The following is a 19,432-nucleotide window of genomic DNA, read 5'->3' as shown; positions in this document are numbered from 1 at the left end:
TCACATCTCAATTGCTGCGTCCTTGCAGCCCACATGGCGAGCCTAACGCTTTACACGACGCCTTGCTCTGGAATAAATGACAGAGGATTTTCCATTTTGCTGGACAGGTGCACAGACCATTTTGGCGATTGCGAGCCGCAAAGGAGATTCGGGCGCAGCTTCGAAGAGCACGGCACCGGACAACAAGGCTGCGTCGCAAGCTTCAGGATCGGAGGGAAGGAATACCTCGATGCCATGACCGGGGCCGTACCGCTCCCATGCCTCGCGGAGTTCACGTTCGGGTGAGCGGCCGGCTGATGTGGCCCGGACCTTGTTCAAGACCACCCGGGGAGCTGCGTGCGGGACTGCCCGTTCAAGTTCCGCGAGGCCACGCACGAGTCGCGGAACCCCGACGGCATCGGCAGCGCCGACGGCGTAAACGGTGTCCGCCAGTTCGATACTGCGCAGCGTTGCCGCATTGCGACGAGGTGCCATGGTGTCGAAGCTGAGTTCCTCGTCCGCTTCGAGGCAAAAACCTGCATCGACGACGACGACGTCCGCGATCTCCTTGCAGAGTCCAAGTACTGAGGAGAGCGCGGCGGCCCGGAGCTCCGTCCACCGGTCCGCGCGGGTAATGCCGGTAAGTACCCGGAAACTGGAGGCCTTGGCGAAGACCGGGGCGGCGATCCGCCTGAGGGATTCGGCATCCAACAGCCCTTGATCCGCCAGTCGACAAGACTGCGCCAGGCCGGCGGACTCGTCCAGCAAGCCCAGCGACGCCGCAACACTGGCCCCGTAGCTGTCTGCATCGAGGAGGATCACTGAATTGCCTTCAGCCGCCAGCTCTGCGGCAATGTTGACAGCCACAAGAGTCCTGCCAGGCGCCCCGGTGGGCCCCCAGACGGCGATGATCCGGCCAGCTTCTGCCGGCACGCGCTCCGGTTCGTCCTGCGCATCGGTGGGACGGAGTTCTGCGGCGGTGTCCGCGAACCCGGAAACCCGCGGCTCCGCGCGTCGCTTACCTGGTCCGGGCAGCTGGCCCACGGCATCGGAGATCCTGGAAGCCAGCGTTGCCGAATCTACGTCCAGGGGCGCTGTCACGACGCCGATGCTGCGCAGGCGGGCCTCCTCCTCCGAGTCATCGCTCAGGGCAACGATGGAGACGCCGACAGCCGCCAGCCGGTCGACCAGCGAGGCGGTCAATTCCTCGGCCCCCTCGGCGATGACCGCTGCGCGCGCGAGACCGCTTTGGCAAGCGGCCATAAGTTCCGCGAGTTCGCCGCACCGACGCACCACCGTCACCGGCCCATGGAGCCGCTCAAGTCCCCCGACCAGATCTTCCCGGGACTGCCCGACCGTGACAACGGGGATAGTCACTTCCCGGCACCGCCCGGATTCCAAACCACGGCAATCTTTGCTTTGTTCGCCTGCGCTCCAAGAAGTTTAGGCATCTGCTCATCGGTCACAAGGACGAGAACCACTTTCTCCCTGGAGGTTCCGAGGGTGGAGGTCCCCTCCGTGACCTGGGCGATCTCCGCACCAGGCAAAAGCAGCTGCGGCGTGCCGAAACCGTTGCGCGCGTCGGGGAGGGCTACCCAGACGTCAACGCGGGATCCCGCCACAGCCTGGGAAGGCAGTGGTTCCTGGATCGTGATGGCCACCGGCTTGCGGTCCAGGGTGTCTGCGGCCCCGAGGCTCTCCTGCGGGACGAGGTGGTTCTTGGCAATTCTCTGAACGGCAACTCTTCCTTCGGGCAGACCGTCAGCCAGAGTCACATAACTGGACTCAACGTCGTCGAGCCTGACTTTGACGATCGCAAGATCGTCCTTGCTGATTTTCTGGCCCACGGCAATCGACTCGCGCGCGGCATACACCTGAATGGTGCGGTCCGCGGATCCAACGATGGCGATGACTCCGGCCAGCGATGACAGGACCAGAAGAATCCCCACCAAAAGTCGCGGATCCCTCCATGAGGGTTTCCTGAGCCGCGCCGCAGCGGCCGCGGTAGTTACACCCATCATGCTCCCCCGTTTGCATTGGTTGTCGGCGTCGACCTTCAGTGGCCTTTATTCTGACCGCAAGTGGGTCCCTTCCGGAAGCCGAATGCCTCAAATTACGTCAACCTGTGGATAACTCCGGCACCGGGGTCGAACAGTGGCAAAATGGATGCATGCCCCGATTCCTCACCCTCGCCGATGTCGCCGAACAGCTTCAGATCAATTCGCCGCAGGCATACGCCTTGGTGCGAAGCGGAGAGCTCAAGGCCATCCAAGTCGGTGGCAGGGGCCAGTGGCGCGTCGAAGAGAAGATGCTGGAGCAGTACATCGAGGAACGCTATGCCGAGGCGAGCAGGATGATCCAAGAGGCCAAATCCAAGTCCTCCTGATGTCCCTCCAGCCCCAACCCGGGCGGGGATGCCGGCCCGGGCTACAAGTCTTCGCCGCGCAATGAACGCAACGCGGCCAGAGCCCGGAACGGAATAGTCGCGACAGACACGATGTTTCCGGACCGGCGGACTTCACCTGGCAACATGACAGCGAGATCAAAGTGGTCCTTGCCCACGCGATCAATGACGCCCCGCATCATCCGCTCCTCCCGCGCCGACTCAAGCAGGTGAACAGCCAGTTCCGCCCGGTCGCGGGCGAGCATTCGGAGTGCGCTGGCCAGGCCCAGCCGCTGTGAGGCAGTCGATTGGCCTGCCTGCGCCTGCCGGCCAAGACCTTGATAGCTCAATGCCGACATGACGGGCACCAGCCATTGGTGGCGACCTTCGTCCAAGACCAACGATTCGCTACCGACATGACTAAGCGTCCCGGACAACTGCGTCCCTGACCGCAGCGTCAGGTCGATCTTGTGGCCGATTGCTCCACGCAGCCTGTCGGAGACGTCGATTCCGGCCATCTCCACGCGGGCCCGCTCTGAAATTTCGGACTCAAGGCCCAGCAATCGTTCGGAGGCCAGTTGTGCCTCCATGTCACCAAACAGGGCATCCCAACGCATTGCGTCAGCGTAAACGGGTACTCCTCGATGGTCAATCTTTCTGCATCGACAACCAACTCTAGACAAATAACCTTCGTTGTGACCAAAATTAGTCAATCGTCAATAAACAACATCAAAAATCATCAAATAGCATTAAATGCCATCAACTGGGTAGGAGGAACCCGTGGAACAGACGAACAGGCTCATTCGGAACGATGTTGCGATGGCGGCGACCATCCTGGTGCTCGCTCTTTTGCTCGCCGTCACCGGACTGATCCTGGTTGACCGATGGCACTCCGCAGCAGGACGACTCCAGGCACCTACGTTTGAAGACCTCCTGGGATTTGTCGCAACTGGCGCCGGCTTGGGGATCGGGGTCTGGTGGATCGCCACGTTCCTTCTGGCAATCGCCGCCGCGCTCCTCGAGCAATCGGGAAAGGAGCGCTGCGCGAGCGCCACCGGCAAGCTCAGCCCTGCCTTCATGCGCAGACTGGCGGTTGTAATTCTGGGCGTGAATCTGGCGGGAATTCCCCTGGCGAATGCCTCACAGACACAGCTTGAACCAGCGTGGAGCCCGGCAAACGGCTCAGCACCGTCCAGCGGCATCTCCGCCCAATGGACACCCGCCTCGGGTCCTTCTCCCCATCTCCCCGTTGTGCCCTCGCTTGAGTCCGGCCCATCAGAGATCGACCCCCAGTGGCAACCCCGCGCACCTGTCGCCGAGCCGGGGCTTCTGGGAGCCGGGCCACAGCGGGTCCCGGAACAGTCTGCCTCGCCGAATCAGGGCGAAGTGGTGGTGAGGCGAGGCGATTCACTGTGGTCGATTGCCGCCCGGCAGCTCGGCCCCATGGCCAGCGACGTCGACATTGCCCTTCACTGGCCGAAGTGGTACACCGCAAACCGGCATGTCATCGGAGACGACCCGGGTTTCCTTGTCCCGGGTCAGATCCTGCAACCACCGCCTAGGTAGCTTCCCCCAGCCGGACCGCCACCAACCGAACCACCACCCGCCGCCAACCGCAGATCCGTAACGGAGGAACTCCATGAGCGCATCACCAGCCGGCCACAGCTTGCCCAATGCAGTCCTCCAGGCGACTTCGCCACCTTTTGCCTCCCGCTCAATCGCGGCTGTGCCTCGCGCCAAAGCGGGAATGGACGGCCCGTCAGGCACGGGGCCGTCTTCTCCCCGCAAAGCGGCCCAAATCCTCAGCCTCGACCGGGAAATCCGCGCATTGGCCCGAAGCATCGCCCAAGCCGCGATCGAAGTCCTTGCCGGGACCCGGCCCGCGCAACAGCTCTCACGGACGCTGGACCCCGGATGCCTCAACGCGCTGCAACACCGGGCCGCACTGACGCGGGCCCATGCTGCAAATGCCCAGGGCGGGCAGTCCCGCCTTCACCGAAGTCCGATGGTCCGCTCCGTGCGTGTCTGCGCGGTGAACGACGGAGTGTACGAGGCAAGCTTGGTTGTCTCGGAAGAACTGCGCTCCCGCGCGGTAGCCATGAGGCTTGAAGGGAGCAACGGTGCGTGGAAGGTTACCGCCCTCGAAATCGGCTGACTGCGGAGTTCATCAATCGCAGTGTCAGCGGCGCTTCTTCTTGTTGGATCCACGCTGCTTGTTGTCGGCGGCAGCCTTGGCGGGATTGCCTGAGCGTCCCGATGCCCGCCCTTCGACCCGGGTCTGGCTCGCGCCGTCTTCACCAGGTGCCGTGTACTGCAGCTGAACAGGCTTTTCCGGGGCTTCGAGGCCGGCCGCGCGGATCTGTGGATCGTGATGTTCCACGTGACCGCCTTCAGGGCTGCCATCCACCACCACCACGTCTTCAGCGGGCGTTACTTCCACTTCCAGGTTGTAGAGGAAACCAACGCTCTCCTCGCGGATGGCCTCCATCATGCTCTGGAACATCGTGAATCCTTCACGCTGGTACTCGACCAGGGGATCCCTTTGGGCCATGGCACGCAGGCCGATGCCCTCCTTGAGGTAGTCCATCTCATAGAGGTGTTCCTGCCACTTGCGTCCAAGAACCGAGAGCACAACCCGGCGCTCAAGCTCGCGCATGTTCTCGGCGCCAATGGCTTCTTCCCGCTCCTTGTAAACGAGCTGCGCGTCAGAAAGGATCTCGCGTTTGAGGAATTCAACGGACACGCGCGCCTTGCCGCCGGCTTCGTCAATGATCTCTTGGGCCGTAACAGTTACCGGGTACAGCGTCTTGAGGTTGGTCCACAGCTGGTGGAAGTCCCAATCATCGCCGGTTCCGTCCGCTGTCGCGGCATCGATCAGGGCGTTGATGGTGTCTTCGAGGAAGAACTGGACCTTTTCGTGCAGATCGTCGCCTTCCAGGATCCTGCGACGGTCACCGTAGATGGCTTCACGTTGGCGGTTCAGGACGTCGTCGTACTTGAGGACGTTCTTGCGCTGCTCAGCGTTCCGCCCTTCAACCTGGCCCTGGGCCGAAGCAATTGCGCGGGACACGAGCTTGGACTCGAGGGCAACGTCGTCCGGCACCGAGCTGTTCATAAGGCGCTCGGCGGCACCGGAGTTGAAGAGCCTCATGAGGTCATCGGTCAGGGAGAGGTAGAAGCGGGACTCCCCCGGGTCACCCTGGCGGCCCGAGCGGCCACGGAGCTGGTTGTCGATGCGACGGGATTCGTGGCGTTCGGTGCCGAGGACATACAGCCCGCCAAGTTCGAGCACTTCCTCATGCTCGTCCTTGACCGCCTGCTTGGCTGCTTCGAGTGCTTCCGGCCACGCGGCCTCGTACTCCTCGGAGTTTTCTTCAGGGTCCAGGCCCCGCTTTGCCAATTCGGCGATGGCCGTGAATTCGGCGTTGCCGCCCAGCATGATGTCAGTACCACGGCCGGCCATGTTGGTAGCGACCGTGACGGCGCCCTTGCGTCCCGCCTGCGCGACAATGGCTGCTTCGCGCGCGTGGTTCTTCGCGTTCAGGACCTCGTGCCGGATGCCTTCCTTGGCCAGCAGCTTGGCAAGATATTCGCTCTTCTCCACGCTGGTGGTGCCCACGAGCACGGGCTGGCCCTTTTCGTGCCGTTCCGCGATGTCCTTCACGACGGCTTCGAACTTCACGATTTCGTTCTTGTACACGAGGTCCGGCTGGTCGATGCGCTGCATGTCCCGGTTGGTGGGAATGGGCACCACGCCAAGCTTGTACGTGCTCATGAACTCTGCGGCTTCCGTTTCAGCGGTACCTGTCATGCCCGAGAGCTTGGAGTACATGCGGAAGTAGTTCTGCAGGGTCACGGTGGCGAGGGTCTGGTTCTCAGCCTTGATCTCGACGTTTTCCTTGGCCTCGATCGCCTGGTGCATGCCTTCGTTGTAACGCCGTCCGGCCAGGATACGGCCGGTGTGTTCGTCAACAATGAGGACTTCGCCGTCCAGGATGACGTAATCCTTGTCCCGCTTGAAGAGCTCTTTGGCCTTGATGGCGTTGTTCAGGAAGCCGATGAGCGGGGTGTTGGCGGATTCGTAGAGGTTCTGGATGCCGAGGTAGTCCTCGACCTTCTCGATACCGGCTTCGAGAACACCGACAGTGCGCTTCTTTTCGTCGACCTCGTAGTCGATTTCAGGCTGGAGACGCTGCACCACCTTGGCGAATTCGCTGTACCAGCGGTTGGTGTCGCCCTGGGCCGGACCGGAAATAATGAGCGGGGTACGGGCTTCGTCGATGAGGATGGAGTCCACTTCGTCGACGATGGCGTAATTGTGGCCGCGCTGCACAAGCTCGGATTTGTCCCACGCCATGTTGTCGCGCAAGTAGTCGAAGCCGAATTCGTTGTTGGTGCCATAGGTGATGTCTGCCGCGTACATCTGGCGGCGCACTTCGGGATCCTGGTTGGACAGGATGCAACCGCTGCTGAGGCCAAGGAAGCGGTAGACACGGCCCATCAGTTCGGACTGGTATTCGGCGAGGTAGTCGTTGACTGTAACGACGTGCACGCCCTTGCCGGTCAGGGCATTGAGGAAGGCCGGAGCGGTGGCCACCAGGGTCTTTCCTTCACCGGTCTTCATTTCGGCGATATTGCCGAGGTGAAGAGCGGCCCCGCCCATGAGCTGGACATCGAAGTGGCGCATCCCCAGGGTGCGGGAGGAGGCTTCACGCACGGCTGCGAAAGCCTCGGGCAAAAGATCGTCCAGCTTCTCGCCGTCCTCGTGACGGGCGCGCAGCCTGTCCGTCTCCTCGCGCAATTCGGCGTCGGAGAAGGTCTTGAAGGAGTCTTCGAGGGCGTTGATGGAATCGGCATAGGTCCGCAGTTGCCTCAGGGTTTTTTTGTCACCCGTGCGGAGAAGTTTTTCGATAAGTGATGCCACGTAAAGTTGCTCCCAGTCTCAAGCTGCCGAATTCTGGCGGTTTCAGTCTACGGGAGAGACCAACGCTGCGCGGCCTCGTTTCCCTAAGAGCGGAGCGCAGGCGCCCGCATGCCGCCACAGGAGACTTCCGGATCTCAGCCGCGGGCCACTGCCGAGGCAAGCGCCGGCGAGAGATCGCCCATCGGTGACACGACGACGTCGTCGAGCCCCAGCCACTCTGCCATGAGCCGCAGCTCTGCGGAAAGCTCGACGGCGGTGTCCGCAGGGGCGTCCGGCTCGGCATGGGCGGCACGCACCAGAAGCTGCTTGGCCGAACGGTCGGCCTTAAGGTCCACGCGCGCGACCACGGCGTCCCGGAGGAGGAACGGCAGCACGTAATAGCCGAACTTTCGCTTCTGCGCTGGTGTGTAGATTTCGATCCGGTAGTGGAAGCCGAACAACTCCTCAAGCCTTCTACGCTCAAAGATCAGTGAATCAAAGGGGCTGAGCAGCGCGCGGCCCATGGCGGTCCGGGGAAGCCGGGCGTCCACATGCCGGTACACAGCCCGGTCCCAGCCACGCACCGTGACCGGCTCCAGGCGCCCGGCGGCAACGAGCCTGTCGACCGAGGCTGCGGCGGCCTTCGCCGGGGTCCGGAAGTAATCGGCGAAGCAGCGGATGGTTCCAATCCCATGGGCCTGGGCTGCGGCGTCGATCAGCCGGTCCATGGCCGCGGTCGCCATGTCGGAGCCACCGTCCGGGAGCGCTCCCGAGCGAGCGATGACGGCAGCCGTTCCGGGCGGCAGAACCCGCGATGTCAGCGTGTACCGGCGCTCGAACTGCTCTGTCCTCGAGGCCGCCGTCACTAGCCCTTCTTCAAACAAGTGCTCCAAAACCCTTTTGACCAGGTTCCAGTTCCAGCCCCAGTTATCGTGCTGCCGGTCTTCCTGGTGCCCCAGGTGTGCGGTCAACTGAGCGGCAGTCATGGGGCGCCCGGTTGCGAGCGAGTCAAGGATCCGCTTGGCCATGTCCTCCCGGATTCCGCGTTCCAAGTGGGCCGCGCCTACCCACGCACGGTTCTGCCAAAGCAGCAGATCCTGGAAGTGTTCCGGGCGGATGAAGCTCGCCTCGTGCGCCCAGTATTCCATCATGCGCCGCGGACTTCGCCCGGCCATCGCATGGAGGATGCTTCGGTCGTAGTTGCCAAGCCGTGAGAAGAAAGGAAGGTAGTGACTGCGTGTGAGGACGTTGACGGAGTCGATCTGCACCACCTGGAGGCGGGCAAAGGTGCGGCCCACCGTCCGTGAAGTCACGGGGCCGGTGGGCCGTTCCTTGTCCAGTCCTTGGGCTGCCAATGCAATCCGCCGTGCCTGCAACAGGCTCAGCGAAGCGGCCATGCCAGTCCTTTCATGGGAAATACGAATGCGGCCTAGGCTGTGGCGGCCTGGTCCTTCGAACGGTAAGCGTGGATCTTTTCCTCCACGGGTTCATCTCCTGGTTCGCATGTGGAGTCCAGAGTGATTACTCCATATGTCCAGCCACGGCGGCGGTAGACGACCGACGGCGTGTTGGTTTCCTTGTCCACGAACAGGTAGAAATTGTGGCCCACCAATTCCATGTTGTCCACCGCGTCATCAAGGGTGAGCGAAGCGGCGGGGAAAACCTTGCGACGAATCAGAACCGGGGAATCACCGGCCGGAATGTCGTTGTCGACATCGTAGGGCGAGGTCTCCGCCGATGGCGTCGCTGGCTCCTGGTGGTTGCTGGCCTCTACGTAAATGGGTTCGCTCGCGCTGGCTGGCTCAAGCGTCGCAGTAGCCTCACGGACGGCTTTGGGGGTGTGGCGGCCGTGGTGGACCTTCTTGCGGTCCTTGGCCCTGCGGAGTCTTTCCAGTAGCTTGCTATAGGCGAGATCAAAGGCGGCAAATTTGTCAGCGGCGCTTGCTTCGGCCCGGATCACAGGGCCTCGGCCCAGGACTGTCACTTCCACCGTGAGCTGGCCCGGTGTCTGGCGCGGGTTGGTTTCCTTGGAAACCTTCGCGTCAACCCTCTGGACCTTGTCCCCAAGCGATTCAATCTTTGAAATCTTCTCGCCGGCATACTCGCGGAAGCGATCTGAAACGGTCAGATTACGGCCGCTGATCATGAACTCCATGGTGCCCTCCAAACAACTCAGGTGACACGATAAGGGCGCTTCTCGGGGCTGATCTGACGGACAGTCGAGCCCCTTTCCGAGCCGCTATCGACAGGTACATCTGTTCTTGGTACCCATAACCGACGTTAGTTCATCGCCACTGGTAATTCATCCTTTCGTAACTTATTTTTTGTTTGAGTCGGTGCGGGCTGCGCGTCCGGACCGTTCGCCGGCGACTCGCTACCGGCCGGCGGCCGGGTGGCTGCGAGGACCACCGCGCCACACACCACCCCTCCTGCCGCCGAGACTGCCCGGGCGGCTTCGGCGAGGGTGGCGCCCGTGGTGAGGACGTCGTCGACGATGACGCATGCCCTGCCTTCCAAGGAACCTTTGCGGAACAGTCGAACGGTCATGGAGCCGCGGACACGGCGTGCGCGCTCTCCGCGGCCCAGGCCCTTTTGCCCGTTTCCCCGTCCGGGCGCTTTCTTCAACGCATCCCTCATGTGCAGACCCGGCAATGCGTCCATGCGCTGCAGGCGGCCCAGCAGGAGATGGACCGGACTGAATCCGCGGCGCCGGTAGGCCGTGTTGCTGCTGGGAACCGGGACAAGACAGATGCCTACCCCGTCTCCGACGGCGGCCCGGATGGCCTTGCCCAGTGCAGGCGCGAGCACCGAGGCCAGCCGCCCCTGGCCCAGGTGCTTGAAGGAAAGGAGGGCCTGGGCCAGTTCGTCCCGGTAGTGTCCGCCCGCGACCACGGGCAGGATCACGGTCCCGTCCACCGTGATCAAGGCCGGCGCCTGTCCTTCAGCCCGGAACGGATGGGCGCACAGACGGCGCAACTGCCGTGCACAGGCGCCGCAGAGCGCCGCATCCTCGGAACCACAGCACACACATTCCACCGGGGCCAGAACGGCCAGCAACTCGACGAAGGCCTCGCCAACCCCCTGCGCCAGCCTCGCCAACCGGGCAGGATGGACTCCCCGATGGCGCGCGCCGTCATCCCTGACGACGGTGAGGTCAGGGTCACGCACCCGGCAACGGCTGTCAGTACGCATGCCCCAAGCATCCGGCTCCCCGCCTGCGGCCAACACTCCTCAACCGCGCTATGTGGAGAACAAGTGGCGACGTTGTCGGAACTTGGGCCCACGCCGCCAGGGTTCCCTGGCCGAGCGAAGCGAGGTTAGGGAGGCGGTGGGGACTAGCCCGGGAAGGAAGGGTCCACCGGGCCCTTGAGTTGTAGTTCCCAGCCGTTGCCCACTCGTTGGAACACGCCGGCGCCCGACTGCCCGAAAATCTGCTCGGGTCCGTTGCCGGCGCTGATAGTCGTCAGGTTCGGCCATGCCGGCAACAGCTGCGGCTGGCTCGATGTCAGGGACAACAGTTCGGGAACCACGTTCTCGGTTGACGAGGCTTTCATCACCGCGACGGTCGTGGAATTAACCCAAACCCCTTGATCAACCGGAGCGGAAGCGAACAAGGTTATGGGTGCGGTCAGATCCTTGGGGGTGCCGTCGGAATTGCGGACAATACCGGTCACCTGCACCGATGACTTGCCGTTCACTTCCGAGATGACCAGTGCGCGCGTCCCTTCACGGGATATCCGGAAGTCCCTCACCACGCGCCCTGCCAACCATGCCGGCGTAATCGTCACCGTGGGGACGGGCTGGCCTGAAGGAACGTTGGACGGTTTGAACGCCACGACCTCGGCGGCACCGTTGGCTCCCGGACCTGCCGTCCAGACCCAGTCCTGCGGGCTGAAGGAGGGATGGCTCAGGGTGCTCCTGGTTGTCAGTTGGCGGGCTGGCTGGCCGGGAATCATCGAATACAGGGTGGTTCCGGCACCGTTGAGGAAAGCCACGGCCTGGGATGTCGGCGACTCGGCAGGAGCGTTCGGGTTCAGTGCGGCCACCGACTGCATGTCCGGAAGGGCCGAGACCCTGTTGTTTTCGTAGCGCACGAGTTCGCCGTTGTTGACGGCGATTTGGCGCGCAGGAGCATTCTTCTCAAGCACCGGCGGCAGGACCGAGCCATTGTCCTCCACCCGGACGAGATCCTGGTCAGCCCGCAACTGAACGTTCACCACATCCGGCTGGCTACGGAAGGTCAGGGTCAGTTGGTTTTGCATTCTCTGCCGGTCCTCTGCCGACGCGCCCACGAGTTCCTTCGCCGAAAGGTCCACTTGGGCTGCTCCCGACACTACCGGCACCGACTCCCGGGCCAGCTTCATGCCCGAAGGAAAAGCACTGACGACCGCACCTTGGAGGTAGGGCGCAGGACCGTCGAGCAAGGCGCTGGTCATCGCCTTGACAGTGTTCTTCTTGATGAACCACCGGACGTCCGGAACCGCATACGTGAACGTCGGGTCGTAGAAATAGATGGGCTGAGCCGCGTAGATGACCTTGAACGTCTCTTCCGGGATCGCGGTGCCGTCCGGGACCGCCGAGATCCGCCATTCGCCGTCGACCTGTTCCAGGGTCACTGGAATTGTCTCGGTGGTTCCTTCCGGGAACTGCGTGGCAACGCCGTCGGCGTCGACCGCGTAGGCAAGGTCCAACTGGTACTTGAACTCGTTTTCCACACCGGTCTTCACGACGGTCGCCTTCCTGAAAACGAGCGTGCGTTTGTCGGACTTCCAGCTGACGGACAGCGCTTGCGTGAGGTACTGCCGGGCTACGGCGTAGTCCCCTTCATAACCGCTGCCTGCACCGTAGAAGTCTTCGATGATGGACTCGGGGGTGGCGCCGGCGTGTGGCGGCGGGGGGAAGAAGACCGGGGCGTTCGGGTTGCCCGCGCTTTGGTCCTTGCTCTTTCCCACCGGACCGGACCGCGGGATCTGCGCGCAGGAACTCAGGACCACCATGAGGACAGCAAGAACGGCGATCACGGCCCGTAAAAGGTACGGGCGCCGGGACAGGTACGGGCGTCGGGAACTCAAGGTGCCGTCCCCCCTTGGGCCGTGTCGGCGTCGTCGTTTCCGGCCGAAGGCAATAAAGGAGGCCGTACAGGAGGCAGTGCCGGACCGTTCTCCGGCCCCGGGTCCGCAGCGGAATCCTGCTCTAGGGGCGGGTCGCCCGCATCCAAAACAAGCATCTGGCGCTCAGGAGCGGCTCCCGGCAAATGGATATCTGCAGGTTCCAGCTGCAACGGTGATTTCACGATGGTGCCTCCCTTCTTGAGAGGCAGCGTCAACCGGAAGTTGGAACCGGATCCCTTGCGCCCCCAAGCCTGCAACCAACCGTTGTGGAGCTTGGTGTCCTCCGCGGCGATGGAGAGTCCCAGTCCGCTGCCGCCCGTGGTCCGCGCGCGTGCGGGATCTGCGCGCCAGAAACGATCAAACACCCGCGCGGTTTCCGCCGCGGTCATCCCGATGCCGAAGTCACGCACAGAGATCGCGACTGCCTCCTGGTTGGCCGCAACGGAGACGTGGACAGGCTTCCCCTCGCCGTGTTCGACGGCGTTGAGCAGCAGGTTCCGCAGTATGCGGTCGATCCTGCGGGCGTCCATCTCCACGATGATGCGCTTGTGGCGCGAGGTAAGGCGCACCTCGGAGCCATACTCCGCGGCAACGGGCGACGCGCCGTCGATGACATGCGCAACGACCTGGAAGATGTCCGTCGGCTCGGAGTCCAATACCGCGGCCCCGGCGTCGAAGCGTGAGATCTCGAGCAGGTCCGAGAGCAAAGACTGGAAACGCTCCACCTGGTTGTAAAGCAGTTCCGCGGAGCGCTTGTTGATGGGGTCGAAGTCATCGCGGGCGTCGAACAACACTTCCGCTGCCATTCGAACGGTCGTGAGCGGTGTCCGCAGTTCATGGGACACGTCGGAGACGAACCGCTGCTGCATCTGGGACAACGTGGCCAGCTGCGTAATCTGCTCCTGCAGGCTCGCGGCCATGTGGTTGAAAGAGGCGCCCAGCCTGGCCACCTCGTCCTCGCCCTTGACCACCATCCGCTCCTGCAACTGGCCGGCGGCCAGCTTCTCGGAGACGACGGCGGCGTGGCTCACCGGACTCACGACGTTCCTGGTCACGTACCAGGCGATACCGCCGATCATCAGGATGAGCGCGGCGCCGCCCGCCCACAGCACATTCTGGATTTCGTCCAAGGTTTGTTGGGCGGTATCCAGGTCATAGAGCAGGTAGAGCTCGTAGACCGTGCCGTTGAAGGTGACCTTGTTGCCGACGGCGATGCCGGGGTGGTCCTGGTTGCCGACGGGGAACTCAGTGGAAGCCCAGTACTGGTCCTTGCCCGATTCCTGCACCGCCTTGCGAAGTGCCGGAGGAATGACTCGGACCGTCAACTGATCCGAAGCGCGCGATTCCACCCAGCGGTTGCGCGGCTTGGTTTGTTCGGGCATCGCTTCGAAGACGTATCGCCGCTGGATGACCGAGCCGTTGCCCTCCACCGCTTTGAGCGTGTCGTAGACGAGGGTGATGACGCTTGATTGGTCGTTGGCCTGGGAACCGTCGAAGGTGTCCTGGACTTGCTTGACGTAGTAGCGGCTCTCGGACTCGGCTTGCTTCAAGCGTTCCTGGAACAGGTTGTTCGCTATTTGGTTTGAGAGGTACGCGCCGACCACCGCAAATGACACCATCGACAACACGATCGTCACCGCGACGGTCCTGAATTCGAGGGAGCGGCGCCACCGTCGCAGCAGCGCTCGCCACAAATAGCGGATTCCTGGCCGGATATGGCGAAGTCCGGTCATCACAAGGCGGGAGACACGCAGTGCCAGGATCAGGGCGCGGCGCGTCCATATGCGGGTGCGCTCCAGGATCCACGGGAGATTCAGTGCCCGGGCGTCCGTGTGTTCCGGTACAGGATGTCCTGGAACGGGATGTTTGACCTTGGCCGCGGCCTCTTGGTCCGTGCCGGGTTCGCCGGTGGAAGACTCAGGCGCCTGCTTTATATCCGACACCACGAACCGTCAATACAACTTCGGGAGCTTCCGGGTCACGCTCGATCTTGGACCGCAGGCGCTGGACATGGACATTGACCAACCGGGTGTCGGCAGCGTGGCGGTAGCCCCAGACCTGCTCAAGGAGCAGTTCACGGGTGAAGACCTGCCAGGGCTTGCGTGCCAGCGCGACCAAGAGGTCGAATTCCAGGGGCGTCAGCGAAATCCGCTCTCCGCCGCGGGTCACCAAGTGGCCCGCCACGTCGATGGTGACGTCGGCGATCCGCAGGGTCTCGGGCGCCTTCTGGTCTCCCGGGCGCAGCCGGGCGCGGACCCGGGCCACGAGCTCGGCCGGCTTGAAAGGCTTGGGCACGTAGTCGTCAGCACCGGATTCAAGGCCGCGAACGACGTCGGACGTATCGGATTTGGCGGTCAGCATAACGATGGGGACGTCTGACTCCCCGCGGATCTGGCGGCACACTTCTATGCCATCTGATCCGGGCAACATCAGGTCAAGCAGGACGAGATCTGGTTTGGAGGAACGGAAGACCTCCAGCGCTTGCCCGCCGTCCGCGCAAAAAACCGGGTCGAAGCCGTCGTTCCGCAGCACGATGCCGATCATTTCGGCCAGCGCTTCGTCGTCGTCTACTACCAGGATGCGTGCCTTCATAGTTATATATTCCCTTATCACTTGGCCTTTGTCCCGTTGAGCCCGATCACGGCATGGCGCGCTGCAGCCCGCGAGCAAATGGGCTATGAGGCGCGACGGCGGAACTATAGGCTGGTGCGCACGGCCCCTTTCGGGGTCCGTGCATTGCTGCGGACGCATCTTTTGGGGAGGAAAACGTGTCACAGCCCGATCCGGGGAGCCAGGCAGAAGGGGAACCCCAGCAACCAGGCGCCCAACAACCAGGCGGCCAGCCCCAGTGGGGCGCGCAGCCGCCGTGGGCCGCACCGCAACCAGGCGCGCAGCCGCAGTGGGGCGCGCAGCCGCAGTGGGGCGCGCAGCCGCAGTATCCGGGGCAATCCTGGGGCGCGCCGATCGATCCGCGCTGGCCGGCGGGCGGTCCGCCGCCCCATGGCCAGCCCCGCTATGTCGCTCCCCCGAAACCCGGAATCGTGCCCCTCCGGCCGCTCTTCTTCGGTGAGATCATGGACGGCGCCTTCCAGACCATCCGCCGGAACGCCAAAACCATGTTCGGCTCCGCCCTTATTGTCCAGGCAATCTCCGGCGCATTGAGCGAAGTGGCCGCGCTGGGCATGCTCGGGATGGTCCAACCTCCCGTAGGAGGATTCACTAGCCAAGACGAGGCGATGCGGTATCTTGGCCCGGTCTTTGGCGCCACTGTCGGGATTATGGGAGTCTCCTTGCTCACCATGGTGCTCGCAGCCATCCTTCAGGGCGTCATGGCCATCCCCGTCGCCAGGTCCGCATTGAACCGGCCCACGGGGTTCAAGCAAATGTGGTCCCTGGCCCGTTCGCGTCTCTGGCCCTTGGTAGGCTTTGCCTCCCTCCTCCTTGCTGGATCATTGCTTTTCTTCCTGGTCCTGTTCTTGCTGGCCGTCCTCATCGTGACCGGGTTGGGACCGCTCGGCGTGCCAGTGCTTCTCCCATTGGGATTCGGCGCCGCCGTCGTATACGCCTGGACCTACACGAAGCTGTTGGTGGCCCCGGCCGCCATCACGATAGAAGAGCTCGGCGTCTTTGCCGGGCTCCGGCGCTCATGGACGCTGACGAGCCGGAATTGGTGGCGGATCTTCGGAATCACGCTGCTTGTGGCCTTCATGGTGGGGATCATCGGTTCGATCATCCAGATTCCCCTGGGCTTGGCGTCCGGTGGAATTAACTCCGTGTTCGCACCCCATGCCGGCGCCTCGCAAGTGACGACGACGGCGATTGTCCTGGCGGTGGTTTCGCTGGTCGTGGGGATTCTCGTCAGTGCGGTCGGCTTCGCCTTCCAAACCTCTGTGGCAGCCCTGATCTACATGGACCTGAGGATGCGGCGTGACGGACTGGACGTGGAGCTCCTGCGGCTTCTGGAGACGGGAGAAGATCCCGACGGCGTTCCGGGGCGGCGGGGGGCACGGCAAGCCGTCGCGCAACCCTGGCCGCCGAACACCGGTCAGGGTTTCCCCAGAGGATGATCCCGGCATCGGCGCCCTTCGCCTTTCTTTTCGCCGCCTCTGAGCCTCCCGTCGATCCCGATCGCGGCGAGGCCCAGCGGTGGGCGGTCGAGGAACTGTCCAAGCCGCAATACGCATCGGCCAAACCCAGTTGGCTGGCTGAGATTTGGAATCAGTTCGTCGACTGGCTCCGCTCCTTGAACGGCGATTCCATCGGCGGAGCAAATATCGGCGTGCCGCTGATCGGTGCCCTGGCCGTCGTTCTCATTGTGGTTGCCGTGATAGTTGTCAGGCCGAGGCTCAACGCCCGGAAGAAGACGTCTGCGGAGGTTTTCGACGGTGACCCGGCAATTGATGCCGACGCGTTCCGCGCCCGGGCATCTGCGGCGGCAAGCCGTGAGGACTGGGAAACGGCCGTCGTCGAACAGTTCCGCGCTGTGGTTCGCTCTGCGGAGGACCGGGCAGTTATTGATGTCCAGGCTGGCCGGACCGCGGACGAGGCGGCCGCTCAATTGGGGCGCGCGTTCGGCGCGGCCGGTTCGCGGCTTGAGGAAGCGGCCAGGATCTTCGATGGCGTGAAATACGGGAAGGCAACCGCCACCGCTTCCGACCATGCTGCCGTGCTGGCATTGGACACCCGGCTACCGGCCATGAAACCTGATTCCGCCGGGCAGTCCGCCAACGGTTTCGCGGTGCCGCGATGACAGCCGGCCCGAAGACAAGCCGCCCCGGCAAAGCCACGCTCCCCGGGTCGGCGCAGTTGCGGGGTTGGTTGCGCCGCCATATGGCCTGGATCATCATCGGGGCCATCGTCGCGGTCCTGGGCTCTGTCACCGTGGCCCAATCGCCCGCGAACACGGAGAGGGTACCCCTCTCTGCCCGCAATCCGGCCCCGGATGGTGCCATGGCCGCGGCCGAAATCCTTCGGCGGCACGGAGTCACGGTCACGGAATCCGATTCGCTCGCGACGACAACCTCGCTGCTGGCCGGGAAACCGCGCGCCACCGTCTTGTTGTATGACCGCAATGGCTATCTCGATTCCGCCCAGTTGCACAGTTTGCTGCAATCAGCCGCCCGCGTCGTGGTCGTGGCCCCCGGCTTCCGAACCCTGACCGGGCTGAACCGCGAGATCCATAACGCCGGGGTGGTTCCCAACGGGACGTCAACGCTGGAAGCGGGGTGCGGGCAGGCTGATCCACTTGCTGCGGGGCGTGTCTCAGGAAGGGGCGCATTGCTTTACACAGGAGCGGCTGTGACCTGCTACCGGCCTAGCACTAACGACGGCGGCATGTACGCGGCCAGCGCGGACGGCCGGCTGGTGGTTCTCGGCAGCACAGCCCTGCTCAGCAACGATCTCCTCCAAGTGGAGGGCAACGCCGCATTGACCCTCCGGACCCTAGGGCCAACGCCGGATCTCGTCTGGTATCTACCGGGCCTCGGGGACGTCCCGAAAGACGACGGACCGCCCACGCTGAACGAATTGGCGCCACCGTGGGTTGGCTTCCTGGGATTGTGGTCGGCGGTGCTCGCGTTGCTCGCTGTGCTGTGGCGGGGCAGGCGGCTTGGTCCGCTCGTGTTCGAGCCGCTGCCAGTGGTGGTCAAAGCTGTAGAGACCGCCGAAGGCCGAGCCCGTCTCTACCAGGATTCCCGTGCTGTCGACCAGGCAGCCGACAACCTCCGGGCCGGGACGTTGACGAGGCTTGCCAGGCACTTCCGGCTCGGCTCCGAGTCCGGCGCAAATGCCGTCCTCGATGCCGTGTCCCGAAAGATCAACCGGCCGGCACAGGAGCTGCGGATGTTGCTGCTGGACCACCGGCCGCGCACCGAATCAGAACTGGTCCAATGGGCACAAAGCATCGAAAAACTCGAGCAGGAGGCAACAGCCCCATGAACAATCCGCCACTGAACAATCCGCCACTGAGCCATCAAGCAACGAACAATCCGCCAATGAACAATCAAGCAGTGGGCAATCGAGCAGACAGCTTCAGCGACGGCAACTATGACTACCCCGGAGGACCGTCGTCGCAGGGGCAGCCAGTGCAGGCACCTGCCCCGTCCGACCCTGCCCGCAAAGCCTTGTTGGACGTCCGTCACGAAGTAGGCAAGGCCGTCGTCGGACAGGATGCAACGGTGACCGGCATGCTTATCGCGCTGCTCTGCGGGGGCCACGTACTGCTTGAGGGGGTTCCGGGCGTTGCCAAAACCCTGCTTGTGCGTGCCTTGTCCACGGCGCTGAGCCTGGATACGAAGCGCGTCCAATTCACTCCGGACCTCATGCCGGGTGACGTCACTGGCTCGCTCGTCTACGACACGCACACCTCGGAATTCACCTTCCGTGAAGGACCGGTGTTCACCAACATCATGCTGGCGGACGAAATCAACCGAACGCCGCCCAAGACCCAGGCTTCGCTGCTGGAAGCCATGGAGGAGCGCCAGGTATCCGTGGACGGATTCTCGCGGCCCCTGCCGTCGCCGTTCATTGTTGCCGCCACCCAGAACCCCGTCGAGTACGAGGGCACCTATCCCCTGCCCGAGGCCCAACTGGACCGCTTCCTCCTCAAGCTCTCCATGCCGCTGCCCGGACGTGCCGAAGAGATCGAGGTGATCCGCAGGCACTCGGAGGGTTTTGATCCGCGCAATTTGCAGGCTGCGGGAGTCAGGCCGGTGGCAGGCGCCGCCGAACTAAAAAATGCCCGCGACGCGGTGGCCGAAGTGACAGTGGCCCCCGAAATCCTCGGCTACATTGTGGACGTCGTGCGGGCGACGCGGGCGGCGCCGTCGTTCCAGCTGGGCGTCTCCCCGCGTGGCGCCACGGCGCTGCTGAACACCTCGCGTGCCTGGGCATGGTTGTCCGGACGCAACTTCGTCACCCCCGACGACGTCAAAGCACTCTCCCTGCCGTGTTTGAGGCACCGTGTGGCGCTTCGACCCGAAGCTCAGATGGACGGTGTGCACGTGGATGATGTCCTCGGCAGCATCCTGGCTTCTGTTCCCGTGCCGCGCTGATTGG

The 19,432-nt window shown here is 63.5% G+C and carries 17 protein-coding genes; 7 read left to right on the top strand and 10 right to left on the bottom strand.

The features are described from left to right. Positions 1–42: 42 nt before the first annotated feature. Together AB0O52_RS03255 and AB0O52_RS03250 are read right to left on the bottom strand one after the other, a co-directional pair. On the bottom strand, positions 43–1,356 hold the full coding sequence (locus tag AB0O52_RS03255) for a P-loop NTPase (RefSeq protein ID WP_364533254.1): 1,314 nt from the start codon (positions 1,354–1,356) through the stop codon (positions 43–45). Then, positions 1,353–1,997, bottom strand: a complete 645-nt coding sequence (locus AB0O52_RS03250) for an SAF domain-containing protein (RefSeq protein WP_364533251.1) — start codon at positions 1,995–1,997, stop codon at positions 1,353–1,355. The genes AB0O52_RS03255 and AB0O52_RS03250 overlap by 4 nt, the downstream gene beginning before the upstream one ends. 152 nt (positions 1,998–2,149) lie before the next feature. On the opposite strand from AB0O52_RS03250, the gene AB0O52_RS03245 reads away from it, so the two are divergent. After that, on the top strand, positions 2,150–2,365 hold the full coding sequence (locus tag AB0O52_RS03245) for a helix-turn-helix domain-containing protein (protein ID WP_268021148.1): 216 nt from the start codon (positions 2,150–2,152) through the stop codon (positions 2,363–2,365). 41 nt (positions 2,366–2,406) lie between these two features. Here the strand turns inward: AB0O52_RS03245 and AB0O52_RS03240 are convergent, their stop codons facing one another. Further along, the gene (locus AB0O52_RS03240; RefSeq protein ID WP_364533248.1) at positions 2,407–2,979 is read right to left on the bottom strand and encodes a hypothetical protein; all 573 of its coding nucleotides are present in this window, start codon (positions 2,977–2,979) and stop codon (positions 2,407–2,409) included. A gap of 163 nt (positions 2,980–3,142) precedes the next feature. Here AB0O52_RS03240 and AB0O52_RS03235 point away from each other — a divergent pair, with 163 nt between their 5' ends. Next, on the top strand, positions 3,143–3,928 hold the full coding sequence (locus AB0O52_RS03235) for a LysM domain-containing protein (protein ID WP_364533245.1): 786 nt from the start codon (positions 3,143–3,145) through the stop codon (positions 3,926–3,928). Positions 3,929–4,001: 73 nt separating this feature from the next. Next, a complete protein-coding gene (locus tag AB0O52_RS03230) occupies positions 4,002–4,517 on the top strand; it encodes an Rv3235 family protein (protein WP_364533242.1) in 516 nt (171 codons plus the stop codon). A 24-nt stretch (positions 4,518–4,541) separates the two neighbouring features. Here AB0O52_RS03230 and secA read toward each other — a convergent pair whose 3' ends face one another. From secA to mtrA, 7 genes are all read right to left on the bottom strand, one after another. Continuing rightward, positions 4,542–7,286, bottom strand: a complete 2,745-nt coding sequence (gene secA, locus AB0O52_RS03225; protein ID WP_364533239.1) for a preprotein translocase subunit SecA — start codon at positions 7,284–7,286, stop codon at positions 4,542–4,544. 134 nt (positions 7,287–7,420) lie between these two features. Next, on the bottom strand, positions 7,421–8,662 hold the full coding sequence (locus AB0O52_RS03220) for a crosslink repair DNA glycosylase YcaQ family protein (protein ID WP_364533236.1): 1,242 nt from the start codon (positions 8,660–8,662) through the stop codon (positions 7,421–7,423). 32 nt (positions 8,663–8,694) lie between these two features. Then, entirely contained in the window at positions 8,695–9,420 is a 726-nt protein-coding gene (gene raiA, locus AB0O52_RS03215; RefSeq protein ID WP_364533233.1) for a ribosome-associated translation inhibitor RaiA, read from the bottom strand. Positions 9,421–9,545: 125 nt separating this feature from the next. Further along, entirely contained in the window at positions 9,546–10,457 is a 912-nt protein-coding gene (locus AB0O52_RS03210; RefSeq protein ID WP_364533230.1) for a phosphoribosyltransferase family protein, read from the bottom strand. A 143-nt stretch (positions 10,458–10,600) separates the two neighbouring features. Further along, the gene (locus tag AB0O52_RS03205) at positions 10,601–12,337 is read right to left on the bottom strand and encodes an LpqB family beta-propeller domain-containing protein (protein WP_364533227.1); all 1,737 of its coding nucleotides are present in this window, start codon (positions 12,335–12,337) and stop codon (positions 10,601–10,603) included. Next, positions 12,334–14,193: an MtrAB system histidine kinase MtrB gene (mtrB, locus tag AB0O52_RS03200; protein ID WP_364533798.1), complete on the bottom strand. Its 1,860-nt coding sequence runs from the start codon at positions 14,191–14,193 to the stop codon at positions 12,334–12,336. The genes AB0O52_RS03205 and mtrB overlap by 4 nt, the downstream gene beginning before the upstream one ends. A gap of 100 nt (positions 14,194–14,293) precedes the next feature. Then, positions 14,294–14,968, bottom strand: coding sequence for an MtrAB system response regulator MtrA (mtrA, locus tag AB0O52_RS03195; protein ID WP_059387541.1), 675 nt, complete (start codon positions 14,966–14,968; stop codon positions 14,294–14,296). Between the two features lie 176 nt (positions 14,969–15,144). Here mtrA and AB0O52_RS03190 point away from each other — a divergent pair, with 176 nt between their 5' ends. From AB0O52_RS03190 to AB0O52_RS03175, 4 genes are read left to right on the top strand one after another with little or no spacing between them, the layout of a single operon-like run. Further along, complete coding sequence (locus AB0O52_RS03190; protein WP_364533224.1) at positions 15,145–16,443, top strand: hypothetical protein; 1,299 nt, start codon at positions 15,145–15,147, stop codon at positions 16,441–16,443. Then, complete coding sequence (locus AB0O52_RS03185) at positions 16,440–17,126, top strand: DUF4129 domain-containing protein (protein WP_364533221.1); 687 nt, start codon at positions 16,440–16,442, stop codon at positions 17,124–17,126. Before AB0O52_RS03190 ends, AB0O52_RS03185 begins: the two co-directional genes overlap by 4 nt. Continuing rightward, complete coding sequence (locus AB0O52_RS03180) at positions 17,123–18,313, top strand: DUF4350 domain-containing protein (protein ID WP_364533218.1); 1,191 nt, start codon at positions 17,123–17,125, stop codon at positions 18,311–18,313. Before AB0O52_RS03185 ends, AB0O52_RS03180 begins: the two co-directional genes overlap by 4 nt. Positions 18,314–18,369: 56 nt before the next feature. Continuing rightward, positions 18,370–19,428 carry a MoxR family ATPase gene (locus AB0O52_RS03175; RefSeq protein ID WP_364533215.1) on the top strand — a complete coding sequence of 353 codons (1,059 nt, stop codon included), beginning with the start codon at positions 18,370–18,372 and terminating at the stop codon, positions 19,426–19,428. Positions 19,429–19,432: the final 4 nt, after the last annotated feature.

The organism is Arthrobacter sp. NPDC080073 (assembly GCF_040686575.1).
In the GTDB taxonomy this organism is placed as follows: Bacteria; Actinomycetota; Actinomycetes; order Actinomycetales; family Micrococcaceae; genus Arthrobacter.
This window is presented reverse-complemented; position numbering and strand designations above follow the sequence as displayed.